The following is a 25,473-nucleotide window of genomic DNA, read 5'->3' on the forward strand; positions in this document are numbered from 1 at the left end:
GAATACCGGGAGTTGTGGTCGTATTCATTGATCCGTTCTCTCACTACAGCGGCTCCATTTGTGGGTAAGAGACAGTCCTAAAGGACAGGGCTTCCTACAAGGGAAGCCTCGTGTCGAGGGAGGTTTCAGGACTCGAAGACCGCAAGCGTCGTTTGTCGGGGTTGCCGACTCGGCGTGCGGTGTCCTGTGGCCGTGCCACAACGGCTCCCATCCCGTGGCGAGTCATCGCGCTCCGGTTTCCAAGGAACGCTCTCTCCCCACGGGTCAATGCGACCAGCAATGTTCGCTGCTGCGTTGATATCCGCCTGATACTCCGTCACCCAACACTCCGCGTTCGTACACGTGAACTCAGCTTGCGATCCACGACGGCCGATGTGACCGCAAGCGTGGCACGTCTGAGACGTGTAGCGCGGGTTCACAAACTCGACTGGGACACCGGCTTCGAGGGCTTTGTCCTCGATACGGTCGGTGATCCGGGCAAACGCCCACGAGTGCAAGCGTCGATTCATGTACTTCCCGTAATCCAGATTCTCGCGGATGTACGACAAGTCCTCAAGAACGATCACTGGATCCTCAAAGGACTCGGCGTATTCGACGGCTTCTCGAGACGCCTTCTCGACGATGTCCGTTAGGGCGTTCTGGTAGTGGTCGAAGCGTTCGTCCACGCGCCACTGCTCGGCGTCACGCTCTTGGAGGCGTTTCAGCGTCGTGTACATCTCCTTGCGGAGTGCTCGCGAACGACCGCCGTCGTAGATGTACGGTTGAGTCGGAGTATCGTTCTGACAGGCACAGCCCGTCAGAAGCTTGGACTCACCGATATCGAAACCAATTCGGGTCGGGTCGTCTGGGATCTCTGGGTCGGCGACCTCGTACTCGACGGTGACGTGCAGCACCCAATTCGTGCGGCACTGTTGCAGTCGGAACTCACCGACTGTCGCGTTCTCGTCGAGCAGGTCGAACCACAAGGATTCCTGTTCGGGATTGATCTGGAGCGGAATCCAGAAAGCGTTCCCACGTCCGGCCTGTGGAACGCGCCAGCAGAACTCGCACACACGGTCGTCGGAGTGATCGATTCGGAATCCCCGGTTCGTGAACCGTACCGGATGGTCGTCTTCGAGTTCCGACGCGTTGTACGTCCGCCGGAGTTGTGGGACGTAGTTCTTGAGCGCGTCCTTCGCGTAGGACGTGAGGGTGTAGCCGGTAACAACATCGTTGACCGCCGACTGCGTGTCCGCGCCACTCTCGAAAGCGTCAGAAAGCGCACGGTGGTAGGTCGCCACAGTCCGCTCAAGACGTTGCTCTTTGCCCGTCGTAGGCGGAGCAAGCGTAGCTTCGAGGGTTTTCGTGACGGTTGTTTCGGCGACCATTCGACAGTACAGTCTACGCAATCGGTGCACATAATTGCACGAATATGATAATCATGTGTGAGCAAATCAATTCGGTTCGAGGTAGACGACGAACAGCACGAGCGGTTGAAAGAGATCAAAAACAAACGCGGTTACACCTGGAAGGGGCTGATGCTCGAAGGTGCGGAAGCGTTGGACACCGGGGAGCCGTAGCAGGGCGAGTCGAGACACGAACGAACGCGATTCCTCCCCGTCGTGAACAACGGGGTTTCCTCGCTACCACAAGATGACGCGTCCTGACCGCAGCGTCAACGGAATCTCCCTACGAAATCACCGACCTCGAGGATGGCATGGAGCACTACTCCATTCGTTGACTATCGAAGTTCGAAACCGGAAGAAACCACAGCAGCGGTCGTTGTATACCGAACTCTGTGTTCACAGATAAAGACTGAACGGATGCAGGTGACAGTTCATCATCGATGATTGTCTGTAGATACGTGTTGATGAGTCGAATATCGAGACTGGGGATATCCCTCACGATGGTTGCAGTTCTCATGGTGAGTCTGGTCGGACCTGGCGTTGCAGCGGCTGCGCCATCGGCCACGGCGACTGCCACGACTGACAACGTCGTTACGAACACGAACCATGCCACGACAACGAACAGCGAGACAGTAACTTCGCAATTCCAGCAGGAACAGGCCGACTCCTGTTCCCCGCTTGAGACACGCTTAGCCAGTATTTTCAGCACGTACGGATACACAGTACCAGACAACCTCGCCGACTGTATTGATCACGACTCGAGTGCTGTCGATAGCGATGAGCCGTCGGAAACGGGACCGGATGCTCCCGACTCGGACGACGATACTGACGAGAGCGACACCGACGAAACCGACGAGACCGAGGAGCCGAGTGACACGACCGACGATTCGTCCGACAGTGACGAGACCGAGACCGACGAAACCGACGACTCGGCAGACACTGACTCCAACTCCGATGCTGACGAGACGGACGAAGAGTCGACCGACGACACGACTGACTCCTCGACTGACGAAGAAACTGACACTGACACCACGACGGATAGCCAAGACGGCGACCAGACTGACTCTTCGACTGACGAAGAAACTGACACTGACACCACGACGGATAGCCAAGACGGCGACCAGACCGACTCCTCGGCTGACGAGGAGACTGACGGCTTCGATCGCGCCGCCGTCGAGCGTGGGATCCACGAGGCCGTCAACGACGAACGAACCGCGCGTGGCCTGAACGAACTGGCGTTCGATACGGAACTCCGTGACATCGCACGAGAGCACAGCCGTGACATGGCCGAGCGGGACTACTTCTCCCACACGAGCCCTGAAGGAGATACCTTCGCCGACCGCTACGCCGACGCGGGATACACGTGTCGTGTCGACGGCAGCGGCAACACGTATTACACCGGTGGCGAGAACATCGCACAGACGTGGTACGACACGGCCGTTCGGACCGATGGCGGTACCGACACGTACACCACCGAAACCGAACTCGCGAACGCGATCGTCACCCAGTGGATGAACTCGCCGGGCCACAGAGAGAACATTCTCGCATCGCAGTGGGAGAACGAAGGCATTGGCATCTACATGACTGACGACGGCAAAGTGTACGCGACGCAGAACTTCTGCTAACTGCCGTACACACGCCGCAGCATTTTTGACGCACATCTCGTCGTTGTGACCAGCCTGCGATCGGTTCGCAGGCCGATACTCGAGCGCGGTTGCAGTCTCTCGAATGCCGATCTCACACACAACAGCCGACGCCGATCGCTGGCCCGTTCCGGGGCCTTTTTCCTCACAGCCAGCCAACTCGACCCGTGACCGACGAGGCGATTTCGACCGGCTGTGACCCGGTCGACGAGTTGCTCGGTGGTGGGTTCGAACGCGGGACTGTCACGCAGTTGTATGGGCCACCGGCCGCCGGGAAGACGAATCTCGCGCTGTCGGCGGCTGTCGAAACGGCCGTCGACGGTGGCACCGTCGTCTACATCGACACCGAAGGCATCTCCGTCGACCGCTTCCAGCAGTTGCTCGAGGCCACCGTCGATGACGGCCCGGCTCGAGACAACGCTGGCGACGACCTCGAAGCGGTCGCCTCACGGATCGTCATCGAGGACGTACTGGACTTCGAGGAGCAAGCCGAAGCTGTCCGCGACGCCGAGGAGTTCGCTGAGCGCGCCGACCTGATCGTGTTAGACAGCGCGACTGGCTTCTACCGGCTCGAGCGAACCGGCGACGGCGACGACGGCGAGGCACTGCGAAACGTCACCCGACAGGTGACCCACCTGCTCTCGCTGGCGCGGAAACACGATCTCGCAGTCGTCCTGACGAATCAGGTCTTTTCCGATCCAGACTCGGATCGCACCCGGGGACTGGGCGGCAATACCTTGGAACACTGGACCGGGGCCGTCGTCCGCCTCGAGCGCTTCCGTGGCGGCAATCGGCGCGCAACGCTCGAGAAACACCGCTCGAAACCCGCCGGGGAATCGGTTCAGTTCCGGATTACGGCAACCGGGCTCGAGGGAGCCGACGAGCTGGGCCGTCCCTGAGAGGCCAGCGTTCGATCACCTATGAGTGCTTTCATTCTGTGGAATCCGCTGTCCTCTACCATCCACACGCAAAAAATGCGACAGCCGTCGTCCGAGCGTGACCGATCTAGATCTCGTTGAGCTTCCGCAGGAGCTGGCCGCGGTACTCCTCGTCGCTGGTGACGCCCTTGAGCTCTAAGACGTTGCGCTCGAGTTTGTCCAGTGCGACCCGGAAGGAGTTTTCAGCGCCGTAGCCTTCACCGGTGCCGGCGACCTGTCCCTTGTTGGTGCGCAGACGGATCTGCGCCTGCACGAGCGGGGTGCCACGGAGCTTCTCGTTGTGTTCGTGGAAGCGGACGTGGGCGTGCATCACCTGCATGTCGGCGTACTTGTCCGAGACCTCCTCGATACTCTCGACGATCGACTCCCGGGTGATGGTGTCGAGCATCGAGATGTTGGTGATCTGAACGTCCATGTGCTCTTCTTCGGTGAACGTCAGCGCGCGCAGGATGTCCGTCTTGGTGATGATGCCGATGACGACGCGGTCGTCGTCCGCCGGCGTGACCATCAGGCCAGCGTAATCGTCCTCGAGCATTGCCTCGGCGGCCTCCTTGGCGGTCGTCTCGAGCGTCGTCGTCTGGACGGGGCTGTTCATGATGTCGTAGACGGGGACGTCGAGCATCCGCTGGCTGTCGCCGACCCGATCACCGGTCGTCGTCGTGTCGTCCTCTCGGATGACGAAATCGGCGATGTCGTGAGTGGTCACGACGCCCGAGAGGTAGCCGTTCTCGTTGAGAATCGGCAGCCGCGAGATGCCGTGCTCGCGGAGCAGGTTGATCGCCTTGCCGATCCCGTCGTCCTCACGGAGCGTCACTGGGTCGTCGGTGTAGATGTCCTCGACGGTGAGGGCATCGAGGTTGTCCAGGACTGCCTCGAGGATGTCATCGTTGCTGATGACGCCCCAGAGGTCGCCGTGTTCGAAGACCGGCGCGACTTTCGCGTTGCTTTCGACGAGGACGCGTGCGGTCTCACGGACGTCCTCTTGGCGGTCGACCTTGGGTGACGGCGTGCTTCGGCTGGGTTTGGTGAGTGCGGATACCTTCGCGTCGTCCTCGACGTGGGACTGGAGGACCTCACGCTCGCTGATGACGCCCTCGTATTCCCCGTCGTTGGTAACGATAATTCCCTTGGGGTTGTCGTTCTCGAACTGCGAACGGACTTTCCCCATACGAGTGCCAGCGTCGACTTCGATAAACTCCGTGGTGGCGATATCAGCGATATTCATCCTTCTCTCATGAGATACTGTCCCCCACGTATTTAAGATACTGCCCGTTTTGGCCGGGTGGCTCCAGCCCAGGGGTTTTTATACCTGCCGTTGAATTGCAGCCGATGCTCGACATCAGCGTCTTCGGCCGCTACACCTACCTCGTCACCGAACTCGTGTGGGGAACCGTCGCCGCCCTCCTGTTACGTCGTGCGAACGCGCTCCGAAAGGCAGCGGTCACGATCCTTGCGCTGTATCCAATCGCCTACGTCTGGGACCGATACACGCTCGCCGTCGGCGTCTTCGACATCAAACTTCGGACCGGCATCGACGTCGCCGGTATCCCGCTCGAGGAACACCTGTTCATGGCGGTCGTCCCCGGACTCGTCATCGGGATTCACGAGACGATCTTTGGCGACGGGGCAAAGCCCGGTGGCTCCACGTGAACTACCCCGCCCTACTCGCCGCCTTCGGCGGCTCCGTGAGGGCGAGGGCTTGGCACCCTCAACGCCACCGCTAAGCGTGTGTCGCTCGTCGCCGATGCGGACGTGGGCTGTCGGATGAGCCGATCAGCCTTCCCGTTCGCGCAGCGTCGCCAGATCGTCGGTGATTTGTTGTCTGGACACGCGCGGCGAGTCGGGGTTCCGTTGGGCCTGGAGCTTGTACGCGCGTTCGACGTATCCGTCCTGGTTCGCAAGGAGGATCACACCCGCGTGTGAGAACATATAGGCATCCATGTTCTCCGGCTCCGTTTTGGTGAAATGAATGCCGTAGTCCTCCTGGACAACCTCTTTGGCGCGCTCCTTGCTCTGGGGCCGCAAGAAGTACCAGTTCCCGTCGTCCATCTCGACCCGGTGTTTATCTGCCCACTCCCGGAAGGCGTCGGCGTCGTCTCTGGCGGGGTCGAACGTCGTCTCGACGAACGACACCTGGTCGTCGTATCCTTCCTCGCGTGCGTAGTCCTGCGTCTGCGCCATGAGAGCGGTCAGACGCGGACACATCGTCATGCAGCTCGTGTAGATGAACGTCACCAGCAGATCCGTCTCGAAATCATCGGGCATCGAGACTTCGGTGTCGTCTCGCAGTGGTGCCGGCAGGGTCGCCGACGGGAGCGCCTGGCCATGGGTCGGGAACGGGAGGATTGGACGGATCATCGACGCCCTCCCACTCTTTCGCGTCGAGATACGTATTCGACCCGCCGTCACTACCGCTGCCCAACATGCCCATACAGCCGCTCAGGCTCAGTGTGACACCGGAGCCAACTGACGCAAGCAGTGTCCGTTTGCGCATTGATATCGACAATTGCAGTCTCAGCCTAAAGCTTCATCTGGTATATCCATCGAAACCGCGCACTCGAGTGAGCGGACGACCGTTGTATCAAACGTTTCGGATGTCTCAGCCGCTGTGAGCGGTCGCGGGTCTCTTGTAGCCACGGGCCAACTGTCGACGCGATGGATCGGCGGCGGCCCGCGACGGGAGACACGAACGCCGACGGGAGCACCGACCGTGCACTCGTGCGGGGACTGGTGAATCTCCTCGTCGCCATCCTCCTCGTCTGTTCGCTCGCGCTCGGAACCGCCCTGTTTGCACCGCAGTTTATCGACGGCATCGACATCGGCGAGCAGCCATCTCCCAGCCCCGAGCCGCCGCCAGCCGGCGAGCGAAACCCTGCAGTGGCCGACTCCGGTGATCCGAGGGCCTCGAGTTACGAGACCGACGTCGAGGTGGTTCGCTCTGCGACCGTCGAGGACTTCGTCCACGCCAAAATTAACGACCGACGGGCTGTCCATGACCTCCCGCCGCTCAAGTGGGACGGGACAGTCGCGTCCGTCGCACGCGCACACAGCGCCGATATGGCCCGCCGTGACTACTTCGCCCACCGGAACCCGGACGGGGAAGCGCCTGCCGACCGATTTCAGGATGTTGCCAACTACTGTCAGGGATACGGCGAGAACATCGCCAAAACGTGGCTCGGCCGACGCGTCAGCCAAGCCGACGACGACGGTATCGTTCGCCACCGAACCGCGGAAGGACTCGCGACCGGACTGGTCAACCAGTGGATGAACTCGACGCCTCACCGGCGGGCGATCCTCGAAGAGGGGCGTACGCCCGGCTGGGACCGCGCCGGCGTCGGCGTTTACATCGCCGATAACGGAGCGGTTTACGCGGGGCAGAACTTCTGCCAGGAGTGGTGAGCGATCGGTGGGTGTTCCCGTCTCGAGCAGGACTCGGGACTGAGACTCACGATTGCTGACAGTCGCGGCGAAAAAACCGGCACTGACCGAGGCACAGAGAGTGCGAACGACTTACAGGTTCTTGGGCACCACCGTCGTACGTTCCCTATGGAGGTTCCCGAGACGCTCACCGCGATCTATCGGACGGCGAGCGACCGCGATCTGACCTTCCTCGCTGCCGGCTTCGCGTATTACGCGTTCGTCTCGCTTATTCCGCTGGTTTTGCTCGCGCTCGTCGTTGGCTCGCTGATCGGTGGTGAGCAGGCGGCCGAGCAGTTGATCACTGCCGCCGGCGACTTTCTCCCGGCAGCAGGCGAACAACTCGTGACCGATGCACTGACGACCGAAGCCGGGCGCGCTGAAGCGACCGTCATCGCGCTCGTCGTCGCCGCGTGGGGTGCGCTCAAGGTCTTCCGCGGGCTGAGTCTGGCGTTCGACAAGGTTTACGACGAGGTTGCCGAGGACTCGATGGCCGACCAGATCAAAGACGGACTCACCGTCATCGTCGCCGGCGCGGGCGCGCTCGTGTTGATGATCGGGATCGGGGCACTGCTCGCGATCGTTGCCGATACCATCCCGTTCGTCGGTGCCCTTGGCTGGCTCTCGTTGCTGGTCGGACTGATCTTCGTCTTCCTACCGATCTACTACGTCTTGCCGCCGATTCCGGTTACCCTGCGCGAGATCCTTCCCGGTGCGGTCTTCGCCGCCGTCGGCTGGACGATTCTGCAGTTCGGCTTCCAGATTTATGCGGCAAACGCCGCCCAGTACGAGGCCTATGGCGCTGTCGGCGTGGTCATCCTGTTCGTCACCTGGCTCTACTTCGCCGGCATCATCATCCTCGTCGGTGCCGTCTTCAACGTCGTCCAGTCACACCCCTCGATCGCGGCGTAGAATTTCACTCGAGGTGCGGTCCATCTCGAATTCCAGACTGTCCGAACAGGGGAACAGTTATGTCTTCGGCAGCGCCAGACTGCCATCATGAGCGACGAGCGTGCAGCCGATTCGGACGGTGCCGACAATGCCGAGTCGGGCGACAGCCTCGAGCCAGGTGGTGGCCCACAGCGTGTCGTCTCCGAGGAGAGCGTCGACGACATTCTCGCGTCGCTCGATGAGACGAAATCCGAGTCAGTAGACTCGAGCGACACGACCGCCACGGCGGACGAGTCTGATGCCGTGACGACTACGTTCGACGAGGACGACGTTCCGGCAGCCGACGAGCCGACCGACGACGCGAGTCAGCCAGACACAGGACCGGCCACCGAGACTGCGACGGCCGACCACACAGTTGCTGACAGCGAGTCGGGCGCGGACACAGCCGACGACACTGCCGACACCGAGGACACCGCCGCTCCGTCCGAGCCGGACACGGACGCAACCGCGGACGACGCGACGACGGTCGATGCCGCCGCCTCGAGCCTGCCCGACGACACCTCGCTCGAGGAACTGGCCGCCCGCGTCGAGGACGGGACCGTCACGGGCGCGGACGTCCGAGCGGCCGAGGCTGGCGACGGCCGCGAGTCGACCCCCGAGATCGACGAGGTCGACCTCTCGCTTGACGACCTCGAGATGTCTGGCGTCGGTGACACGGGGAGCGATTCCGATGTACCCGACGATGCTGGCCCACTGGCCGGCTCGGTCGACCGCGATGGTGTGTCCGATGCGAGCGACGACGGCGACAGCGACGAAGACGACACCCCCGGACTGTTCGGACGAATCAAGAGCTTCTTCTCGCGATAACGCGCTGTTCGTCGTTCGCGGCTATCTCGCTCGAGGCTGCCCGTTCGCTTAGCCGACCAGTGTGATGAGCACGAACAGCGTCGCGATCGAGAGCAACGTCGTGACGAAGACGTTCAGCGATGCGAACTCCCGGTCGCCGCCGAGTTCGTTCGCGAAGACGAACGTCGAGACGGCCGTCGGCGTCCCGAACATCACCACGCTAGCGGTGAACGTCGCCGAATCGACGGCGAGCGTCGAGAAGACGGCCCACGCGAGTACTGGCATCAGCCCGATTTTGAGCGCGACGACGGTAGCAGTCGCCTCGAGATCGACGTCGGCGGGATCGACCTGTAGGGACGCGCCCACACAGAGCAACGCGATCGGCAACGCCAGCGAGCCGACGGCGTCGAGCCCGGTCGCGGCGGCCGACGGAATCGAGAGTCCGAGCGAGCCGACGGCGAGTCCGCCGACCAGCGTTGCAAGGACCGGATTGGTCACGAGCCCGCGGAGTTCCTTTGCGAGCGATACGTCGGCTCCGTTCAGCGTCGACAAGACGAGAATCGTCAGCGGCATCTGCGTCAGCGTCACAACGCCCAACACGACGCTCGCGATCGCCGTCACCGACGCATCGAACGTCGCTGCGACCAGCGGCAAGCCGAGATAGCCCAGATTCGAGTGATACGACTGGACGATGGCGACGCTGCGACGCGCGCTCGAGTCACGATTCCGGTGGACGAGTGCGGCGAGCCCCACGGTCGTAAACAGCACGAAGAGGAGGCCACCGACCAGTGCCGGCGAGAGCAACTCACCGATGGCTCTGTCGTAGGTGGAGACGAAGATCAGCGCCGGCAGCGCGACGTAGTACGCGAAGGCGTTCAGCAGTTCGGTCCGACGGCGATCGAGGAATGCCAGTCGTCCGCAATCCGGCACCGAACAGCAACACCGCGAGCAGCGCCAGCAGCCGACCGACGACTTCCATGTCAAGGCCCAGTTGATTCGGGGGCTTGTACCGTTCGGTCGTCACATGGCTATGTGTCGGGGTTTCACACCCCTCAGTTTCGTCTGAGTCACCTCTTCGTTGGGGGGGGAGATCAGCCAGCGTAAGTGAGCGTGCTGATCGATATCGACCGCGACTGCCCCGTTCGATCGATCGGCAGGTACCTGATAGCTACCCTGCAACACGGCGTCGATTCAGAAACGCTCATGATGTGTTATACATATTGCTCACTATCATGAAACTCACCCGTCGGAACGTACTCGGCGTTGCAGGTGCGTCGATGGCAACCGGCATCGCCGGCTGTCTCGGATCGAACGAAGGGGGAAACGGGAATGGGAACGGCGATGGAAGCGACTTGCCCGAATATCACCGCTGGCTCACCACCGACAGTAACGGGTCGCTCAGTTACGTCTACGTTGACTGGAACCACCTTTCGAACCTCGAGTCCGGAAACCAAAGTACCAGCAATGCCACCACTGGCTCACAGTCGGACCCGATGCTTGGGCTTCCGATAACCGGCATGATGGCAGCGGCCTTCGTCGTCGGTTTTGGCCTCAGCGCGTACGGGCTCTCGGGGATGATCAACTACAGCCAGTCGGGAACTGAGACTGACGAGACCGGGGGCATGAACTCGAAAAGTGATGCAATGCTCTCGACGAACGAGGCCATCGTCCTGACTGGAGACATCGACGCTGAGGAGGTCGACGGAATCCTGACAGCCGAGCCGGAGGGCTTCTCGCTTTCCAAACAGTACGAGCAGACCGACGAAATCGGCGACTACGCCGTCTACACGCCGGTCAACGAGGAGAGCAGCGAGGCGATCGCCGTCAGCGATGGCGCGCTGGTCTTTACCAGTCGTGACGACATTACCGAGCCCGTTGACGCGGTTCGGACCCCGATCGAAGCCGCCGCGGGCGAGACGGAGCGGGCGACCGAGGCGAACGACGACCTCAAGTGGCTCGTCTCGACTGCAGGCCATGGTCATCTCGTGGTTGGCGGCTACGGCGAGTCGTTCGAGCCCGCCGCCGAAAGTGACAACGACGATAGCGGTGACAACGTCTCCGATCTCGGAAGCGGAACCCAAGACGAATTCAACATGGAGTATACCGAACTCGAGACCGTCGACAGCGGCGTCAGTTCACTCACGTTCGACGACACCGGGTCGCAGGCGACCGGCAAGTTCGCGGCGATCCTCGGCGACGGGAACGCGAGCGCGCTCGAGGACTCGCTTGGTTCGTCGGCTGCCGAGAGTTCGGTCACGGTTGAGGACGGTCGCGTGACCGCCACCGCGACGTGGGACTCGATCAATTGACGCTCGCGCCGTGTTGGACGTCACGCCTCGAGACGATGCCGACGCCCAATCGCCGCCACGCGGAACTCGGTCGTGCCCGTGACGAGGAGGGCACCTCCGACACCCGCGAGGAGGAGGCTGGTGACCGGCGGCGTGATGGTGGCGACGAGGATGGTTCCACCGACGGCACCGGCGAGGAAGCCAAACTGGACCGCGAGGACGCTCGCGATGCCCCAGCTGCGGCTGACTGGCGCGTATAGCCCGCCGACGGCAACCGTCTCGGCGAGCGCGTGGACCGTCAGGACGGTCAGTGCGACGAGCCCGAACGAAGCACTCGTCGCGTAGATGCCCGCGACGAGGATCCCTTCGACGACGCGATGGGTCAGCACCGCGCCGAGTGCCGCGTCCGCACAGCCGGCGTGCGGTGACACGCCGTGTTCGCGTCCAACCCAGGCGATCGCCCCGCCGAGCAGTCCGCCACCGATCGCCAGTAGCCACTGCTGTGTGAGACCCGACACTAATGCTGCGAGTCCTAGCACGATCACCAGTACCGTCACCTCGCGTCGCGTCGTTGTGCCGTGGATGTTCGCAACGGCGGAGGCAGATTTGGATCGGTAGTGCGAGACGGTACCGAGCCCAACTGCGACGCCAAGCAGCGCTGAGAACCCGATCGCGACGACGAACGGAATCGCCGGCTCGTTGGCACCGGCCGCTGCTGTCTCCGAGCCAGTCCCGTGGGCGCTGACGACTGTCGGCCAGATTGCGAGCGCGACGAGCGCGGTCGTGGTCGCTCGGCTCACTCGCATCGTCGCCCACCAGTTTTCGTTGAGTAGATCATCATCGTATTGTCACCGGTTCGATCAGCCCGCTGTCCGTCGGCGGGCCGCCGCCCACCCCCGCGAGCGATCGTCGGCTCGAGGGGGTGTCTTCGCTCGTTGCACCTACAGCCAGACGTCGCTCGTGCAGTCGCCGTCGGGCCAGCGGATCTCGTGGGCGCGAGCTGGTCCTTCCGGTAGCGTCCCGAAGTCGACGAGGAAGTCCTCGTCGAGGGTCATCGTCCCCCTGCGGGGATCCACGTCGGCTTTCAGCATCACCGAGCCCTGCTTGGCTTCCTCGGGGAAGAACTGGTCGTCCCACGTCGAGTACAGCGATGTCGTAAAGTACAGACGCTCGCCGTCAAGCGAGAGTTGGAGCATCTGCGGGCCGGCGTTGATCGGCCGGCCCTGCACCGCCTGGCGGTCACCGAAGAGCCCGCCCACGGAGAACGTGTCGGCCAGCCGCGGGTTCGACGGATCGGAGATGTCGTACATGCGAACCTCGCCGTGGAGCCAGTTTGCGAAGAACAGGTAGCGGTCGTCCATCGAGATCAGGAGGTCCGTGATGAGGCCGGGGACGGGCATGTCCCAGTCCTCGTGTTCGCGCGCCTCCACGTCGATGACGTTGTCCGCGTGCCACTCGCCGTCCTCGCGGTACAGGTGGAACATGTTCGAAGAGAGCGCAGCCCCGACGTAGGCGTGGTCCGATTCGGGGGTGTGCAGGAAGCGCACCTCGAGCGGGATCATCCCCGCTTCGCCGAGGTCGATCGTCTGTTCGACCGTCCGGTCCTCCCAGTTCCAGAAATGCAGCTTCTGGCCGTATTTCCCGGCTTCGACGTCTTCTAAGTCGAACCCCGGATAGTAGGTTTTCGGCGCGGCCCACTCGCTCGAGACCATCACGTTCCGACGCGGCTGGTACCAGTAGTCGTAGTTCATCTCGATGTCGCCCGGCGTGTCCCAGCGCCCTTCGATCTCGAAGTCCTCGTTCAGGAGGAGGAACCCGCCCGGGAGGTCGCCGTCGGCGTTACCGAGCATGCTGATCATGATCTGTCCCTCGGGGATGCAGTGGACGGTATGCGGGGCCGAGAGATCGTACTCGAAGACTTCCTCGGGTTCGATCACGTTGACGAGTTCGGGATTTTTTCGGTCTTTGGTGTCGATGATGTGAAGGCGAGACGAGCGGTTGCCGGGTACGACGAGGTACCGTCGCTCTGCACCCTCGACGTGGCAAGACGACGAGCAGGCGTTCCAGCCGAAGTGGTGGAGTTCGTCACCGACGGTCGGCATTTCGATCCGATCGATGACATCACAATAGGTCGACGAGTCGGGGTCGACGTCGACGACGGTCAGCATGTCGGGCGCGTCGATTCCCGTCCCGACGTAGAGCGCCGGCACGTACGCGACGGTCTCTCGAGTCGCCTCCTCGATCGCGGCCTGTGGCGTCTCGTAGCCCACCGCGCCGGGGTGGTGTTCGTGGACGCGACTTTCACTGCCATGTTTTGAGTGCGAGCTCATGTCTTATATTGCATCGAGTAGTAGCATAAACGAATATCGTGGAAAACAGTGACAATTTTTCAGTCAGGTGTTTCGATGAACTGGTATTCTGCTGGGGAAAGACACAGTTGACTCGAGCCGTCTGTTGCTGATTCGGGATCATTCAGAAGGGTGGCTTGTACGCGGTACACAGTGCTACACCCGCTCGTCGGTCGCTGTTGCGCTGTAGTAGCCACTGACTATCAGTATGTGAATGGTTTCCGTTGTTACGATAGAACGGGACTGGGACAGATTTGAACCTCGCCGAGACGTGCTCACTCACTGGCGTTCGCTGTGTGCGACTCGTCTGGCTCAAACTGCCCGTAACGAATTTTCGAGCGACGCGCTCGTCGCGTCGCTCCTCGCGTAGTATCGCTCGAAAAATGGGTTGGGGCAGATTTGAACTGCCGGCCTCCTCCATGTCAAGGAGGTGTCATAACCAGACTAGACCACCAACCCGCCTGGCTTCGGTCTGCGTGACCTCACTGCCACGCTTCCTGACTGCATTCAATCGTTGCTCGCCACCATAATTGAAGCTTTCGAATCGGACGCCGTACGGGAGTCGCCCTCACGCACCCGGTCGACACGCTTAAGTTGATGTACGAATTTGGGCATTACAAGACAACAACGTACATTGGTGTTCACTATGCAGGAGTACGTCGAACGAGTGACCGAGGGACAGGATCTGACACAGAACGAGGCTCGAGCGGCGTCAACGGCCGTTTTCGAGGATGCAACCGAGGCACAGATCGGCGCGCTCCTGACGGCGCTGCGCGCGAAAGGAGAGACGGAAGCCGAGATCGCGGGCTTCGCCGAAGGAATGCGCGAGGCAGCTCGCACGATCTCGCCGGACCGCGAGCCGCTGGTCGACACCTGCGGCACCGGTGGCGACGACTACAACACGATCAACGTCTCGACGACGAGCGCGATCGTCGCCGCGGGTGCTGGCGTTCCGATCGCCAAGCACGGCAACTACTCGGTTTCATCGTCGTCGGGCAGCGCGGACGTCTTGGAGGAAGTCGGCGTCAACGTCGAGGCCGAACCGCCCGCCGTCGAGGAAGCCATCGAGGACGACGGCATCGGCTTTATGCTCGCACCGGTGTTCCACCCGGCGATGAAGGCCGTCATCGGCCCGCGCAAGGAACTCGGGATGCGGACGATCTTCAATGTGCTCGGGCCGCTGACCAACCCCGCCGGTGCGGACGCACAGGTCGTCGGCGTCTACGACTCCGCTCTCGTCTCGACGCTCGCGGACGCTCTCTCGCGGATGGACATCGAGCGCGCGCTGGTCGTCCACGGCGCGGGCACCGACGAAATCGCCATCCACGGCGAGACCGTCGCCGCCGAAGTCGACGGCAGCTCCGTCGAGCAGTACTCGCTCGAGCCTGCTGATCTGGGCCTCAACGAGCACGACATCGACGACATCGCCGGCGGCGCTCCCGAGGAGAACGCCGCGGATATGCGCGGCATCCTCGAGGGCGACGTGACCGGTGCCAAACGCGACGTCATCCTGGCTAACGCCGGTGCGGCAATCTACGTCGCGGGCGAGGCCAACTCGCTCGAGGCCGGTGCCGACGCTGCCCACGAGGCGATCGAATCCGGCGCGGCGGCCCGGAAACTCGAGCAGCTTTGTAGCGTGACGCCACAGCCAGAGGGACGATGACGCGAGTCAAGGTCTGTGGACTCACCAGCGAATCCGATCTCGCGGCGGCGGTCGACGCGGGTGCGGACGCGGTCGGCATCATCTGTGACGTGCCGGTCGACACGCCGCGTGAGGTGTCTGTCGAACGAGCGACGGAGCTGGCAGCCGCCACGCCGCCGTTCGTGACGAGCGTACTCGTGACGATGGTCGACGATCCCGCCGACGCAGTCGAGTTAGTCGAGGCAGTCGAGCCCGACGCACTCCAGCTCCACGGCGGCGGCCATCCCGACGACCTCGACGCCCTGCAATCGGCGGTCGACACCGATCTCCTGCTCGCGATCGACGCCGATGACGTGACGAGCGCTGCGGTCTATGACGGCGTCGTCGACGGGCTCATCGTCGACACCGCGGGTGAGGACGGCGGTGGCGGGACCGGCCGGACCCACGACTGGGATCGAACCCGGTCGGCCGCGGCCGACCTCGAGTCGCCGGTGATCCTCGCGGGCGGGCTCACGCCCGCAAACGTCACCGATGCAGTCAGGACCGTCGAGCCGTTCGCCGTCGACGTCGCAAGCGGCGTGGAGAAACGCGGCGGCGTCAAAGACGTCGACGCCGTCCAGTCGTTTGTCAGCCGAGCGAAGACCGCCTCCCGACCGGCGGAGCCGGAGCCGTGATCACCATGACTGAGTCCGATACTACTGAGCCGCCGACGTTCGACATCGACCGCGAAACGTTTCGTTCCTACGCGGGTGCGAGCGCGGACCGAACAGATCAGCCAGTCGTCGTCCGCACCGTCGCGACTCTCGAGGTCGACACAACCCCGCTTGCAGCCTATGCCGCGCTCACCGGCCGAACTGACGCGATCGATCGCGACCGCACGCCGTACGCGTTCCTCCTCGAGAGTGCCGAAAAGACCGCCTCGAGTGATCCGGACGGGGCGTTTCGGCCGAGTACGACAGGGGCCGAGCGCCACGCGCGGTACTCCTACGTGGGCTACGATCCCGAGGCCGTCGTGACGGTCGAATCCGGCGACGCAACAGTCGAAGCGCTGTCCGATGACGCGCCGCTTGCAGCGATCGAGACGGATGCCGACGGCGACACCGTCGACGCGCTCCGGGCGGCGATGCCGGACGTACGCCTCGAGAACGTCCCCGACCACGACCGGCAGCATCTCGAAGGCGGACTGGTTGGTTTTCTGGCCTACGACGCCGTCTACGACCTCTGGCTCGAGGAGGTTGGACTCGAGCGGCCCGACTCGCGATTCCCCGACGCGCAGTTCCTCCTGACGACGAAGACGCTGGCGTTCGACGAACGCGATGGGACCGTCTCGCTCGTCTTTACGCCCGTCCTCGAGGCCGACGACGATCCCGACGCGGTCTACGACGCGCTCGTCGACGAGGCGGCCGCCGTCGCCGCAACGCTGCGCGAAGCCGACCAGCCCGAAACTGGCGGATTCGTCCGCGAGGACGAGGTCGCAGGGCCGAAAGACGAATACGAGGAAAGCGTTCGGCAGGCCAAAGAGCACGTCCTCGACGGGGACATCTATCAGGGCGTGATCTCCCGGACGCGAGAGCTGTACGGCGACATCGATCCCCTCGGTTTCTACGAGGCGATGCGCGAGGTGAACCCGTCGCCGTATATGTATCTGCTCGACCACGACGACCTGACCGTTGTCGGGGCCAGCCCCGAGACGCTCATCTCGGTGCGCGGCCGCGAGGTCATGTCCAATCCGATCGCGGGGACCTGCGACCGAGGCTCGAGTCCCGTCGAGGATCGCCGACTCGCGGGCGAGATGCTCGCCGACGGCAAGGAGCGAGCCGAACACACGATGCTGGTCGATCTGGCGCGCAACGACGTGCGCCGCGTCTCGGAGCCAGGGTCCGTTCGCGTCGACGAGTTCATGAACGTCCTCAAGTACAGCCACGTCCAGCACATCGAGTCGACAGTGACCGGCCGGCTGGCCGACGATTCGGATGTTGCCGAAACACGTTCGGCAGCCCGGGAGACGGAGTCTCCCGACGCGTTCGACGCAACCCGAGCGTCGTTCCCTGCCGGGACGCTTTCGGGCGCGCCGAAGATCCGCGCGATGGAGATTATCGACGACCTCGAGACTGAGCCACGCGGCCTCTACGGCGGCGGCGTCGGCTACTACTCGTGGACCGGTGATGCAGACTTTGCGATCGTGATCCGGACTGCAACTGTCGAAAACGAGGGTGATCAGGACCGCGTTACGGTACAGGCCGGTGCAGGACTGGTCGCCGACAGCGACCCGACCGCCGAGTACGAGGAGACAGAAAAGAAGATGGGTGGCGTTTTAGCGGCGCTCGAGGAGATTGAACGCCCGGCTGCGGAGTCGAACATCGGTGACGCGGAAGCAACGCCGGAGGTGAGTCGATGAACACGACGACAGATGAAGTAGACGCGATCGAAGACGAGCACGACGGCGTGACAGCGGAGTCGATCACGGTCCTGTTCATCGACAACTACGACTCCTTTACGTACAATCTCGTCGAGTACGTCAGCCAGCTATCCAACACTGAAACCGAGGTGCTGAAGAACACGGCCTCGCTTGCGGACGTGCGCGCCGTCGACCCTGATGCGATCGTCATCAGCCCCGGCCCCGGCCACCCGAAACACGACCGTGACGTCGGTGTCTCGATGGCCGTGCTCCGTGAACTCTCCCCCGAAGTGCCGACGCTGGGGGTCTGTCTGGGCCTCGAGGCCGCCGTCTACGAATACGGTGGGACTGTCGGTCGGGCTCCCGAACCGATCCACGGCAAGGCCTCAGCAGTCGACCACGACGGCGAGGGCGTCTTCGCCGGCTTAGAGCAGGGCTTTCGCGCGGGCCGGTACCACTCCCTGGTCGCGACCGAGGTTCCCGACTGTTTCGAGGTGTCGGCGACCGCAGACCACGGCGAGGAGACGCTCGTCATGGGCGTGCGCCACCGCGAGTATCCCCTCGAGTGCGTGCAGTTCCATCCCGAAAGCGTGCTCACGGCGGCCGGCCACGACGTGATCGAGAATTTCCTTGCGCAGGTCTGATACGGACTCCGGTAAATCAGTCCGGTGCAACTCAGGACGGTCGCGGTTCCACCGGTACACAGTTACAGCAGACCGTATGAGTCCGACAAGCCTGCGGTTTCGTGGCAGCGAAACGGGACGGTAGCGCTCAGAAAAAGGGGAGAAACGAGAGATCAGTGATGCCAGCAGCGTAGAGCCCTGCGAGGACGACGGCGGCGACGATCCCGATTCTAACGGCGAGTTTGATCGCGATCTTGACCGCGACGACGACGACGGCGAAGGCGGCAAGCGCAGTCAGCACCAGCAGGATCGGTGGTACCGACGTGAGTGCGTCGAGCATATGTGATTCACCACACTACAGCGACGTAATCTTTCTGGATATCGTGACTGCTCAGCGACAGTGAGTGACCGACCGCGGGTTGGTGACTCGAGTCCCCTCGGTCGCTGCTTTGTGAAAGAGAAAATCTCACCGAAAGCGACGGGATATCGTCGCTTACAATCACTTTCAGTTCGGTCTGAAAATCGTTAAGACGGTCGGCCACGTAGAAGTGAGTGACCGCACAGGCGGCCGTTTCGACGGCCGCGGGAGACCTAGACACGATAGGCTACAGAGATATCTATACAACTAGATTTGTACTACTACAAGAAGAGTAGGAGAAAACACCACGCTTAAGATGAATACGTGAATACTGAACCTTCGTCACGAATGATTAGAGTCAGGACCCGGACCCACACCAGAATCGACACGTTGCAGCGGTGTAGCGACGAGGTGGCTCGCGCATGAGCGACGCCGACCTCTCCGCGGCGGAGTTGACCCTCCCGATCAAGCGCACCGAGGGCGACACCCTCGAGGAGCGACTGACCGACAACGCCTACCACAACATTCTGCCAGCGCGCTATCTGCGCAAGAACGCCGACGGCGACCTCATCGAAGAACAGGAGGATCTCTTCGAGCGCGTCGGAAAGAACATCGCGCTCGCAGAAGCCGTCTACGAGGCCGAAAAGCAGGACCTCGAGATCACGGTCACGCCCGACCAACTCAAGCCCGACCACCCGCGGCGAGACGAACTCGCCGAGGAGGTCTTCGGTGCCGGTACCACCGCGGACGACGATACTGAAACGACGCTTTCTATCTACAACGTCAACAAGTTCGCCTACGACACCGTCGTCCCCGAGCTCCCCGACGAGATCCGCGAGCACGTCGAGGACGTCGCCGACGAGTTCCAAGAGATGATGGCGAACCTCGACTTCATGCCGAACTCGCCGACCCTGATGAACGCGGGCGACGAACTCCAACAGCTCTCGGCGTGTTTCGTCGACTCCCCCGACGACGATATCGACGACATCCACCAGACCGCCAAGGAGGCCGCGCAGGTCTTCCAGAGCGGCGGCGGCATGGGCTATGCCTTCTGGCGGCTCCGTCCCTACGGCGACGCGGTCGGCTCGACCGGCGGCATCGCGTCGGGACCGATCACATTCATGCGCACGTACGACCAGATGTGCGAGACGATCGCCCAGGGCGGCGCTCGCCGCGGCGCGCAGATGGGCGTTATGCGCGTCTCCCACCCCGACGTCATCCAGTTCATCCACGCCAAGAACAAGGACGTCTCGCTGGCCGAGACGCTGCGCCTGAACGACCCCGACGACTACACCCACACCTCCTTCCAGGACGCCTTGGAGGAAGCCCGCGAACTCATCGACGACGAGGGGCGGGTCCCCAAGCATCTCCGGAACGCCGTCGAGGGCCACCTCTCGAACTTCAACATCTCCGTCGGCATCACCGACGACTTCATGGAGGCCGTCCAGAACGGCGAGGAGTTTACGTTCACCAACCCCCGAACGGGCGAGGCACACATCGCAACGGAAGAGACGAAAGAGCTCTACGACATATTCGGCCTCGGCGAATACGTCGAGGTCGGCGAGGAGCTGTCGATCCCCGCCGAAGAACTCTGGGACGACATCGTCGAGGGCGCTCACGAGAACGGCGAACCCGGCATTATCTACCTCGAGCGGGTGAACAAGCAACACTCCTTCGACGTCGAGAAACACCCCGACCACCGCATCCTTGCGACGAACCCCTGCGGCGAGCAGCCCCTCGAGGAGTACGAGGCCTGTAACCTCGGCCACATCAACCTCTCGACGCTTGCGGACCTCGAGGCCCCTGACTGGCGCGTCTGGTACGACGAGCACGGCGATGAGTACGACACGCTCGCGGACGCCGTAGACGCTTTCCTCGACGACGCCGTCGACTTCGAGGACCTCGACCGCCGCATCGAGATGGGCACCCGATTCCTCGAGAACGTCGTCACGATGTCGGACTTCCCAGTCGAGAAGATCGAACAGAAGGTCCGGGAGATGCGCAAGATCGGCCTGGGCATCATGGGTCTGGCGCAGCTGTACATCCAACTTGGCATGGAGTACGGCAGCGAAGCCTCCAACGAGGTCGCGCGCCAGCTGATGACCCACATCGACCACACCTCGAAGTGGACATCCCACGAACTCGCCGAGGAGCGCGGGAGCTTCGACGAGTGGGACAAGTCCAAGTACGCGAACCCGACCGAGTACCGCGAGTGGTTCGAGAAGCAGACCGGCCTCGACGCCGACGAGTGGGAAGACGGGTTCCCAGTCCGGAACCACAACACGACGACCATCGCCCCCACAGGCACCACGAGCATGGTCGGCAACACCACCGGCGGCTGTGAACCCATTTACAACGTTGCCTACTACAAGAACGTCTCCGACGACGTTCAAGGCGACGAGATGCTCGTCGAGTTCGACGACTACTTCCTCCGCGTCCTAGAGGACAACGACATCGACGTCGACGCGGTCAAGGAAGAGGCCAAAGAGCAGATGGCGACCAACCAGTTCAACGGCGTCGAGGGACTCTCGACGGTGCCCGACGCCATTGGCGAACTGTTCGTCACGACCGGTGATCTCTCGGCAAAAGAGCACGCCGGCGTGCAGGTCGCCTGTCAGGAGGGCGTCGACTCCGCGATTTCGAAGACCGTCAACGCGCCCAACGACTCCACGCTCGAAGACGCCAAGGACGTGTTCGAGTACATTTACGATCACGGCGGGAAAGGCGTCACCTACTACCGTGACGGCACCCGCAGCAAACAGGTCCTGACGACGCGGGCGGACAACGCCGACTTCGCTGACGAGACCGAAGCAGCCGAGACGCTGGTCGAGCAGATCGACGAGATCTTCGGCGGCTTAGAGCAGTTCCTCGAGAGCGAGGAGGTTCAGGACGTCCTCGAGGACGACGTCGACTCGCTGCTGGGCGACGCCGAGCCGATGCAGGTCGACTTTACCGAGAAGCGCGAACGGCCCGACGCCCTTCAGGGCGTCAGCCAGCGCATCGACACCGGCTACGGGAAGATCTACGTCACGATCAACGAAGATCCCGAGACCGGCCAGCCGTTCGAGCTGTTCGCCAACATCGGCCACTCTGGTGGCTTCACCAACTCCTTTACCGAGGCGCTGGCGAAGGTAATCTCGACCTCGCTGCGCTCGGGCGTCGATCCAGACGAGATCGTCGACGAGCTCTGTGGCACTCGCAGTCCCGAAGGTCGCCTGGGACAAGGGCGAGCAGATCCAGTCGATCCCCGATGCGATCGGTACCGCGATGCGTCGCTATCTCGAGGGCGAGATCGACAAGCCGTATCCGAAACAACAGACGCTCGAGGAGTCGGCTGACGCGGATCGCGTCGAACCCGCCGGTCATGAAACCGACGGCGGTGCGGCCGCCGCACAGGGCGGCGCGGCGGCTGCCGACGACGATGCGACTCAAGATCTCATCGATGCCGGCGAGTCGCCGGAGTGTCCCGACTGTGGGTCGATGTCGCTATACTTCTCCGAAGGCTGCAAGACCTGCGAGTCCTGTGGCTGGAGCGAGTGCTGACTAGGCGCTTCGACGTCTATCTCTCTGTCTCGTTTTGCTCTCGCTTTTCATCGTGTACCCAGCAGAACACCACACTTAGCACTTGCCGGCGAGAACACGGTGCCATGACTGGCAACGGTGGGGAACGTACTGCCGGTGGTGCAGAGATGGACGACACAAGTGACCGCGGGGCCGGTGGTCCGCGCTGTCCACACTGTGAGGAACCGATGTACAAACGCCACTGCAAGTACGTCTGTCCACACCACGGCGTCATTATCGATTGCAGCGACCCCTTCCGGTGAGTGGTTTTCGAGCGCAGAACTTCGTTAGCCGTCCGTCGATCGCCTCGAGCCGTCGGCTCGCCGCTGGGTCCGCGCGCGCAGCGCACGATAGAGCGGACCGGCGAGCAAGAGGGTCGCAGCGAGCGCACAGCCAAGCGAGAGCGCGAGCCCGAGATCACCGAGCCCGTTCGTCGAAACTGTCGCCGCGGAGGCACCGACGACGACTGCAGCGATCGTCCACGGCAATTCACCGAACGCCGTTCCGACGATCAGATGCCGGAGGTCGACATCGCTGACGGCGGCCGCACACGTCGCGACGTCAGAGGGGATCGGTGCCAGCCGCGAGGCGGTGACGCCCCGTAGCGGCCCCGCAGTGTCGTAATAGCGCGCGACGGTTTCGCCGGCTCGCTCGAGCAGCCCGCCGTCGTTGTCAGCCGCGGGAGCTGTGTCGTCGCCGGTAAGCCACCGGACCGCGACGAACGTCGGGAGGACCGTCGTGACGACGCCAGCGAGCGCGATGGGAACGCCGGCCGCGACGCCGAAGCCGTAGCCGACGACGGCCGCCAGCGGCGTGGTTGGCCAGGCCAGTGCTGGTCGCACGAGATAGAGTCCCGCGACGGCGACCCCAAACAAGACCGGATCCGCGGCCATCGCGTCGACGGTCTCGAGCACTGTCGTCGGCGAGACGAGGATGCCGGCGGCGATCATCCCGACGGCGACGAGCGCCCCGGCGAGCGCGCGCGACCGACTCGACGGTACAGCCATCGGTCGAACCTATCGCTCGAGCGTTGAAACCTTTGTGACTGTCCTGCTCGTCGTGAAGATAGCGGCAAGTATCGCGACTACCAGGAACCGATCGACCAGCAACGAGGCGAATCGACCGGAAACTCATCATTCAGGTATAACTAGGAGTGTGTGATTCGACCGCAGTCGCGGACGAAAAGGAAAGGGCTTTTATAATCACACTGGATACGATTGAGTGCAGACAAAGACAGCGAGCGTGGGTAGCCAAGCCAGGCCAACGGCGCAGCGTTGAGGGCGCTGTCCCGTAGGGGTCCGCCGGTTCGAATCCGGTCCCACGCATCGCATCGGTGGAACACATCCACCACAATCGATGCAGGTGATCTCCCTTCGTGGACATCACCCACGCATAATCCTTTCCGACACTACTTCCGACGAGTGACAGCCATCGTCACGATGATGCGCTGACTCGAGCGGCAGCGGCAGGACCACCCCAGAGAGTAACCACTTTCCCGCTGCGCTCGAACGACCACACATGGAATACGTCCCTAGAGAGCGCGTGCGGCTTCTCACCGGCGTGTTGAGCGTGGTATCGCTGGCGGTCGTCTTCGCGGCTGCGGGCGGCCGGATTCCGTCCTCAAGCGTCCCCGCAGCTCCGGAGTGGGTCATCGAGACGATTCCGCTCGTTAACGCCGTGATCAGCGCGGCCGCGATCGGAACGATCACGATGGGGTGGCGCGAGATCCGTCGCGGGAACGTCGACCGCCACCGGATCGCGATGATGGCGTCGTTCGGGCTGTTCGTGGGCTTTCTCGTCCTCTATCTGTACCGATTGACTGTGACTGGCGGCCCACAGCCGTTCCCTGGTCCGGAGACCGTCTACCAGTTCGTCTATCTGCCGTTGCTGGCGATCCACATCCTGCTGGCGATCGTCTGTATTCCGTTGGTTTACTACGCCCTCATGCTCGCGTTCTCCCGGCCGGCTGCAGAACTCGCGCGGACGAGCCACGCCCGCGTAGGCCGGATCGCCGCGACGCTATGGCTGATCTCGTTTACACTCGGGATCGTGGTGTTCGTGCTCCTCCACGTGGTCTACTAGCGACCCCGAGACGGGATCGCAATCCGTTTTAAGAGGGTGTCATAGAACGCTTCTCATGGTGTTCCTTTCGTTCTATTTGGACTGAACTATCCGTTCACTATACCTGCGCATTGATCGATTTTCGTTTAGGTATCTGAACTGATATAGACAGAAAATATTTACCAATGGTTTCTGAAACCGAGTTATGAGACGACGGCTGGTACTTACTGCGGTTGCTACAGGTGCGGCTACGATTGCTGGGTGTACAAGTGAAAGGGCTACGGACGACACGAATGAAGGGGCTACGGACGACACGAATGAAAGGGCTACGGACGGCGACGACGGTACAGATGGATATGAGCCATGTGAACTTTCGATTCTCAGCTATACACGACTTCCAGAAGCCATCAAGGATGAGGTTGACGTAGCACTCAAAGAGGGACAGTACGCGACCGAAGGAGAGTTACTGTGGAGTGAAATTTCCGGACCAGAACTCGAGGCGCTTAAAAAAGATGATAGCTACTATACCCCGATAGTGGATCGGAACGGTGTCAAGGAGACGACCCTCCAGTTTAAGGAAATAACACCCCAGTATGACGAAACAATTACTCTCCCTATCTATAATTCGACGGATAAGAATTTGGAAATTTCAGTCACGGTCAAAGATGGGGAGAGGACAGTTCTTGAAGAGGCGGACTTAACTCTCCAAGAGCTAACAGATCCTACTCTTGATGAGAGGGAGCCAGAGGGAGAGCCGGGTCCTCTCAAAGAGGAGAATCTTTCTCACGATAAGGAAATTCCAATCGGCAGTGAGTATGGGGAGTATACGGTAGAGATCACGGTCGAAGATCAAGAGACTATTTCTAAGGCTGTGGAACTTGGTGGCGTCAGCCGTTTTGATGATAATCCAGACTATATTCTTGTCCAAGAAGGTAGCAAAGAACAGTCTTTTTCAGTGGAAATAATAACAATCGAATATCCTATGTACGACCCAGCCGCTTGTCCGTGGGAACATTGAATATACAATAATTGGCAAATCGCATTCGCTCGCGAACGTCAGCAGACACTTCTTAC

At 62.1% G+C, this 25,473-nt stretch carries 22 protein-coding genes, 2 tRNA genes and 2 pseudogenes; 17 read left to right on the forward strand and 9 right to left on the reverse strand.

The genetic code is table 11. The features are described 5' to 3' along the window. Window positions 1-125 precede the first annotated feature (125 nt). Window positions 126-1,367 (reverse strand): RNA-guided endonuclease TnpB family protein, encoded by a 1,242-nt coding sequence (locus tag BDK88_RS10805; RefSeq protein WP_130500389.1) that lies wholly within the window; start codon window positions 1,365-1,367, stop codon window positions 126-128. A 57-nt stretch (window positions 1,368-1,424) separates the two neighbouring features. Between BDK88_RS10805 and BDK88_RS22085 the strand changes: the two genes are divergently transcribed. The 3 genes from BDK88_RS22085 to radB all read left to right on the forward strand — a co-directional run bounded on the left by BDK88_RS22085 (window position 1,425) and on the right by radB (window position 3,927). Then, window positions 1,425-1,559, forward strand: a complete 135-nt coding sequence (locus BDK88_RS22085; protein WP_277613473.1) for a hypothetical protein — start codon at window positions 1,425-1,427, stop codon at window positions 1,557-1,559. Between the two features lie 326 nt (window positions 1,560-1,885). Further along, on the forward strand, window positions 1,886-3,010 hold the full coding sequence (locus BDK88_RS10810) for a CAP domain-containing protein (RefSeq protein WP_165396947.1): 1,125 nt from the start codon (window positions 1,886-1,888) through the stop codon (window positions 3,008-3,010). Between the two features lie 185 nt (window positions 3,011-3,195). Beyond that, entirely contained in the window at window positions 3,196-3,927 is a 732-nt protein-coding gene (radB, locus tag BDK88_RS10815) for a DNA repair and recombination protein RadB (RefSeq protein WP_130500391.1), read from the forward strand. A 106-nt stretch (window positions 3,928-4,033) separates the two neighbouring features. Here the strand turns inward: radB and BDK88_RS10820 are convergent, their stop codons facing one another. Beyond that, complete coding sequence (locus BDK88_RS10820) at window positions 4,034-5,191, reverse strand: CBS domain-containing protein (RefSeq protein ID WP_130500392.1); 1,158 nt, start codon at window positions 5,189-5,191, stop codon at window positions 4,034-4,036. Window positions 5,192-5,295: 104 nt separating this feature from the next. On the opposite strand from BDK88_RS10820, the gene BDK88_RS10825 reads away from it, so the two are divergent. Then, entirely contained in the window at window positions 5,296-5,616 is a 321-nt protein-coding gene (locus tag BDK88_RS10825) for a lycopene cyclase domain-containing protein (protein ID WP_130500393.1), read from the forward strand. Between the two features lie 123 nt (window positions 5,617-5,739). On the opposite strand, the gene BDK88_RS10830 is transcribed toward BDK88_RS10825, so the two are convergent. After that, on the reverse strand, window positions 5,740-6,324 hold the full coding sequence (locus BDK88_RS10830; protein WP_242611659.1) for an SCO family protein: 585 nt from the start codon (window positions 6,322-6,324) through the stop codon (window positions 5,740-5,742). Window positions 6,325-6,621: 297 nt separating this feature from the next. Between BDK88_RS10830 and BDK88_RS10835 the strand changes: the two genes are divergently transcribed. The 3 genes from BDK88_RS10835 to BDK88_RS10845 all read left to right on the forward strand — a co-directional run bounded on the left by BDK88_RS10835 (window position 6,622) and on the right by BDK88_RS10845 (window position 9,141). Beyond that, entirely contained in the window at window positions 6,622-7,365 is a 744-nt protein-coding gene (locus BDK88_RS10835; RefSeq protein ID WP_130500394.1) for a CAP domain-containing protein, read from the forward strand. A 147-nt stretch (window positions 7,366-7,512) separates the two neighbouring features. After that, window positions 7,513-8,295, forward strand: a complete 783-nt coding sequence (locus BDK88_RS10840; RefSeq protein ID WP_130500395.1) for a YihY/virulence factor BrkB family protein — start codon at window positions 7,513-7,515, stop codon at window positions 8,293-8,295. Between the two features lie 87 nt (window positions 8,296-8,382). Then, complete coding sequence (locus tag BDK88_RS10845) at window positions 8,383-9,141, forward strand: hypothetical protein (RefSeq protein ID WP_130500396.1); 759 nt, start codon at window positions 8,383-8,385, stop codon at window positions 9,139-9,141. A gap of 48 nt (window positions 9,142-9,189) precedes the next feature. Here BDK88_RS10845 and BDK88_RS10850 read toward each other — a convergent pair. Then, window positions 9,190-10,099, reverse strand: a pseudogene (locus tag BDK88_RS10850) (AEC family transporter). Window positions 10,100-10,352: 253 nt separating this feature from the next. On the opposite strand from BDK88_RS10850, the gene BDK88_RS10855 reads away from it, so the two are divergent. Beyond that, entirely contained in the window at window positions 10,353-11,429 is a 1,077-nt protein-coding gene (locus tag BDK88_RS10855; RefSeq protein WP_130500397.1) for a hypothetical protein, read from the forward strand. Between the two features lie 20 nt (window positions 11,430-11,449). Here the strand turns inward: BDK88_RS10855 and BDK88_RS10860 are convergent, their stop codons facing one another. The 3 genes from BDK88_RS10860 to BDK88_RS10870 form a co-directional block, all read right to left on the reverse strand. After that, entirely contained in the window at window positions 11,450-12,214 is a 765-nt protein-coding gene (locus tag BDK88_RS10860; protein ID WP_130500398.1) for a hypothetical protein, read from the reverse strand. Window positions 12,215-12,349: 135 nt separating this feature from the next. Continuing rightward, the gene (locus BDK88_RS10865) at window positions 12,350-13,738 is read right to left on the reverse strand and encodes a selenium-binding protein SBP56-related protein (protein WP_130500399.1); all 1,389 of its coding nucleotides are present in this window, start codon (window positions 13,736-13,738) and stop codon (window positions 12,350-12,352) included. A 402-nt stretch (window positions 13,739-14,140) separates the two neighbouring features. After that, window positions 14,141-14,215, reverse strand: a tRNA-Val gene (locus BDK88_RS10870). A gap of 187 nt (window positions 14,216-14,402) precedes the next feature. Here BDK88_RS10870 and trpD point away from each other — a divergent pair. Genes trpD through trpG form a run of 4 tightly spaced genes read left to right on the forward strand, consistent with a single transcriptional unit; the run spans window position 14,403 to window position 18,440 of the window. After that, a complete protein-coding gene (gene trpD, locus BDK88_RS10875; RefSeq protein ID WP_130500400.1) occupies window positions 14,403-15,419 on the forward strand; it encodes an anthranilate phosphoribosyltransferase in 1,017 nt (338 codons plus the stop codon). Then, the gene (locus BDK88_RS10880; RefSeq protein ID WP_130500401.1) at window positions 15,416-16,072 is read left to right on the forward strand and encodes a phosphoribosylanthranilate isomerase; all 657 of its coding nucleotides are present in this window, start codon (window positions 15,416-15,418) and stop codon (window positions 16,070-16,072) included. Before trpD ends, BDK88_RS10880 begins: the two co-directional genes overlap by 4 nt. A gap of 5 nt (window positions 16,073-16,077) precedes the next feature. After that, on the forward strand, window positions 16,078-17,796 hold the full coding sequence (gene trpE, locus BDK88_RS10885) for an anthranilate synthase component I (RefSeq protein WP_130500402.1): 1,719 nt from the start codon (window positions 16,078-16,080) through the stop codon (window positions 17,794-17,796). Beyond that, complete coding sequence (trpG, locus tag BDK88_RS10890; protein ID WP_207225271.1) at window positions 17,793-18,440, forward strand: anthranilate synthase component II; 648 nt, start codon at window positions 17,793-17,795, stop codon at window positions 18,438-18,440. The genes trpE and trpG overlap by 4 nt, the downstream gene beginning before the upstream one ends. Before the next feature lie 127 nt (window positions 18,441-18,567). Here the strand turns inward: trpG and BDK88_RS10895 are convergent, their stop codons facing one another. After that, window positions 18,568-18,759, reverse strand: coding sequence for a hypothetical protein (locus BDK88_RS10895; RefSeq protein WP_092932275.1), 192 nt, complete (start codon window positions 18,757-18,759; stop codon window positions 18,568-18,570). A 440-nt stretch (window positions 18,760-19,199) separates the two neighbouring features. Between BDK88_RS10895 and BDK88_RS10900 the strand changes: the two are divergent. Both BDK88_RS10900 and BDK88_RS21175 read left to right on the forward strand, forming a co-directional pair. After that, window positions 19,200-22,320, forward strand: a pseudogene (locus BDK88_RS10900) (adenosylcobalamin-dependent ribonucleoside-diphosphate reductase). Between the two features lie 146 nt (window positions 22,321-22,466). Continuing rightward, window positions 22,467-22,601, forward strand: a complete 135-nt coding sequence (locus BDK88_RS21175; RefSeq protein WP_241430493.1) for an HVO_2523 family zinc finger protein — start codon at window positions 22,467-22,469, stop codon at window positions 22,599-22,601. 24 nt (window positions 22,602-22,625) lie between these two features. On the opposite strand, the gene BDK88_RS10905 is transcribed toward BDK88_RS21175, so the two are convergent. Next, a complete protein-coding gene (locus BDK88_RS10905) occupies window positions 22,626-23,345 on the reverse strand; it encodes a TVP38/TMEM64 family protein (protein ID WP_130500403.1) in 720 nt (239 codons plus the stop codon). A gap of 233 nt (window positions 23,346-23,578) precedes the next feature. Here BDK88_RS10905 and BDK88_RS10910 point away from each other — a divergent pair. The 3 genes from BDK88_RS10910 (at window position 23,579) to BDK88_RS10920 (ending at window position 25,417) form a co-directional block, all read left to right on the forward strand. Then, a tRNA-Leu gene (locus BDK88_RS10910) sits at window positions 23,579-23,663 on the forward strand. 193 nt (window positions 23,664-23,856) lie between these two features. Next, window positions 23,857-24,420, forward strand: a complete 564-nt coding sequence (locus tag BDK88_RS10915) for a DUF420 domain-containing protein (protein ID WP_092932269.1) — start codon at window positions 23,857-23,859, stop codon at window positions 24,418-24,420. Between the two features lie 184 nt (window positions 24,421-24,604). Further along, window positions 24,605-25,417 carry a hypothetical protein gene (locus tag BDK88_RS10920; protein WP_130500404.1) on the forward strand — a complete coding sequence of 271 codons (813 nt, stop codon included), beginning with the start codon at window positions 24,605-24,607 and terminating at the stop codon, window positions 25,415-25,417. Window positions 25,418-25,473: the final 56 nt, after the last annotated feature.

The organism is Natrinema hispanicum (assembly GCF_004217335.1).
GTDB classification, from domain to species: Archaea; Halobacteriota; Halobacteria; order Halobacteriales; family Natrialbaceae; genus Natrinema; species Natrinema hispanicum.

What these genes read in the sequence shown, in the direction of transcription:
- BDK88_RS10865 (WP_130500399.1), bottom strand. Translation starts at nt 13,738, where the DNA reads ATGAGCTCGCACTCAAAACATGGCAGTGAAAGTCGCGTCCACGAACAC.
- BDK88_RS10905 (WP_130500403.1), bottom strand. Translation starts at nt 23,345, where the DNA reads ATGGCTGTACCGTCGAGTCGGTCGCGCGCGCTCGCCGGGGCGCTCGTC.
- BDK88_RS10845 (WP_130500396.1), top strand. Translation starts at nt 8,383, where the DNA reads ATGAGCGACGAGCGTGCAGCCGATTCGGACGGTGCCGACAATGCCGAG.
- BDK88_RS10915 (WP_092932269.1), top strand. Translation starts at nt 23,857, where the DNA reads ATGGAATACGTCCCTAGAGAGCGCGTGCGGCTTCTCACCGGCGTGTTG.
- BDK88_RS10820 (WP_130500392.1), bottom strand. Translation starts at nt 5,191, where the DNA reads ATGAATATCGCTGATATCGCCACCACGGAGTTTATCGAAGTCGACGCT.
- BDK88_RS10840 (WP_130500395.1), top strand. Translation starts at nt 7,513, where the DNA reads ATGGAGGTTCCCGAGACGCTCACCGCGATCTATCGGACGGCGAGCGAC.
- BDK88_RS10860 (WP_130500398.1), bottom strand. Translation starts at nt 12,214, where the DNA reads ATGCGAGTGAGCCGAGCGACCACGACCGCGCTCGTCGCGCTCGCAATC.
- trpE (WP_130500402.1), top strand. Translation starts at nt 16,078, where the DNA reads ATGACTGAGTCCGATACTACTGAGCCGCCGACGTTCGACATCGACCGC.
- trpD (WP_130500400.1), top strand. Translation starts at nt 14,403, where the DNA reads ATGCAGGAGTACGTCGAACGAGTGACCGAGGGACAGGATCTGACACAG.
- BDK88_RS10895 (WP_092932275.1), bottom strand. Translation starts at nt 18,759, where the DNA reads ATGCTCGACGCACTCACGTCGGTACCACCGATCCTGCTGGTGCTGACT.
- BDK88_RS10805 (WP_130500389.1), bottom strand. Translation starts at nt 1,367, where the DNA reads ATGGTCGCCGAAACAACCGTCACGAAAACCCTCGAAGCTACGCTTGCT.
- BDK88_RS10880 (WP_130500401.1), top strand. Translation starts at nt 15,416, where the DNA reads ATGACGCGAGTCAAGGTCTGTGGACTCACCAGCGAATCCGATCTCGCG.
- BDK88_RS21175 (WP_241430493.1), top strand. Translation starts at nt 22,467, where the DNA reads ATGGACGACACAAGTGACCGCGGGGCCGGTGGTCCGCGCTGTCCACAC.
- BDK88_RS10825 (WP_130500393.1), top strand. Translation starts at nt 5,296, where the DNA reads ATGCTCGACATCAGCGTCTTCGGCCGCTACACCTACCTCGTCACCGAA.
- BDK88_RS10920 (WP_130500404.1), top strand. Translation starts at nt 24,605, where the DNA reads ATGAGACGACGGCTGGTACTTACTGCGGTTGCTACAGGTGCGGCTACG.
- trpG (WP_207225271.1), top strand. Translation starts at nt 17,793, where the DNA reads ATGAACACGACGACAGATGAAGTAGACGCGATCGAAGACGAGCACGAC.
- BDK88_RS10830 (WP_242611659.1), bottom strand. Translation starts at nt 6,324, where the DNA reads ATGATCCGTCCAATCCTCCCGTTCCCGACCCATGGCCAGGCGCTCCCG.
- BDK88_RS10835 (WP_130500394.1), top strand. Translation starts at nt 6,622, where the DNA reads ATGGATCGGCGGCGGCCCGCGACGGGAGACACGAACGCCGACGGGAGC.
- BDK88_RS10855 (WP_130500397.1), top strand. Translation starts at nt 10,353, where the DNA reads ATGAAACTCACCCGTCGGAACGTACTCGGCGTTGCAGGTGCGTCGATG.
- BDK88_RS10810 (WP_165396947.1), top strand. Translation starts at nt 1,886, where the DNA reads ATGGTTGCAGTTCTCATGGTGAGTCTGGTCGGACCTGGCGTTGCAGCG.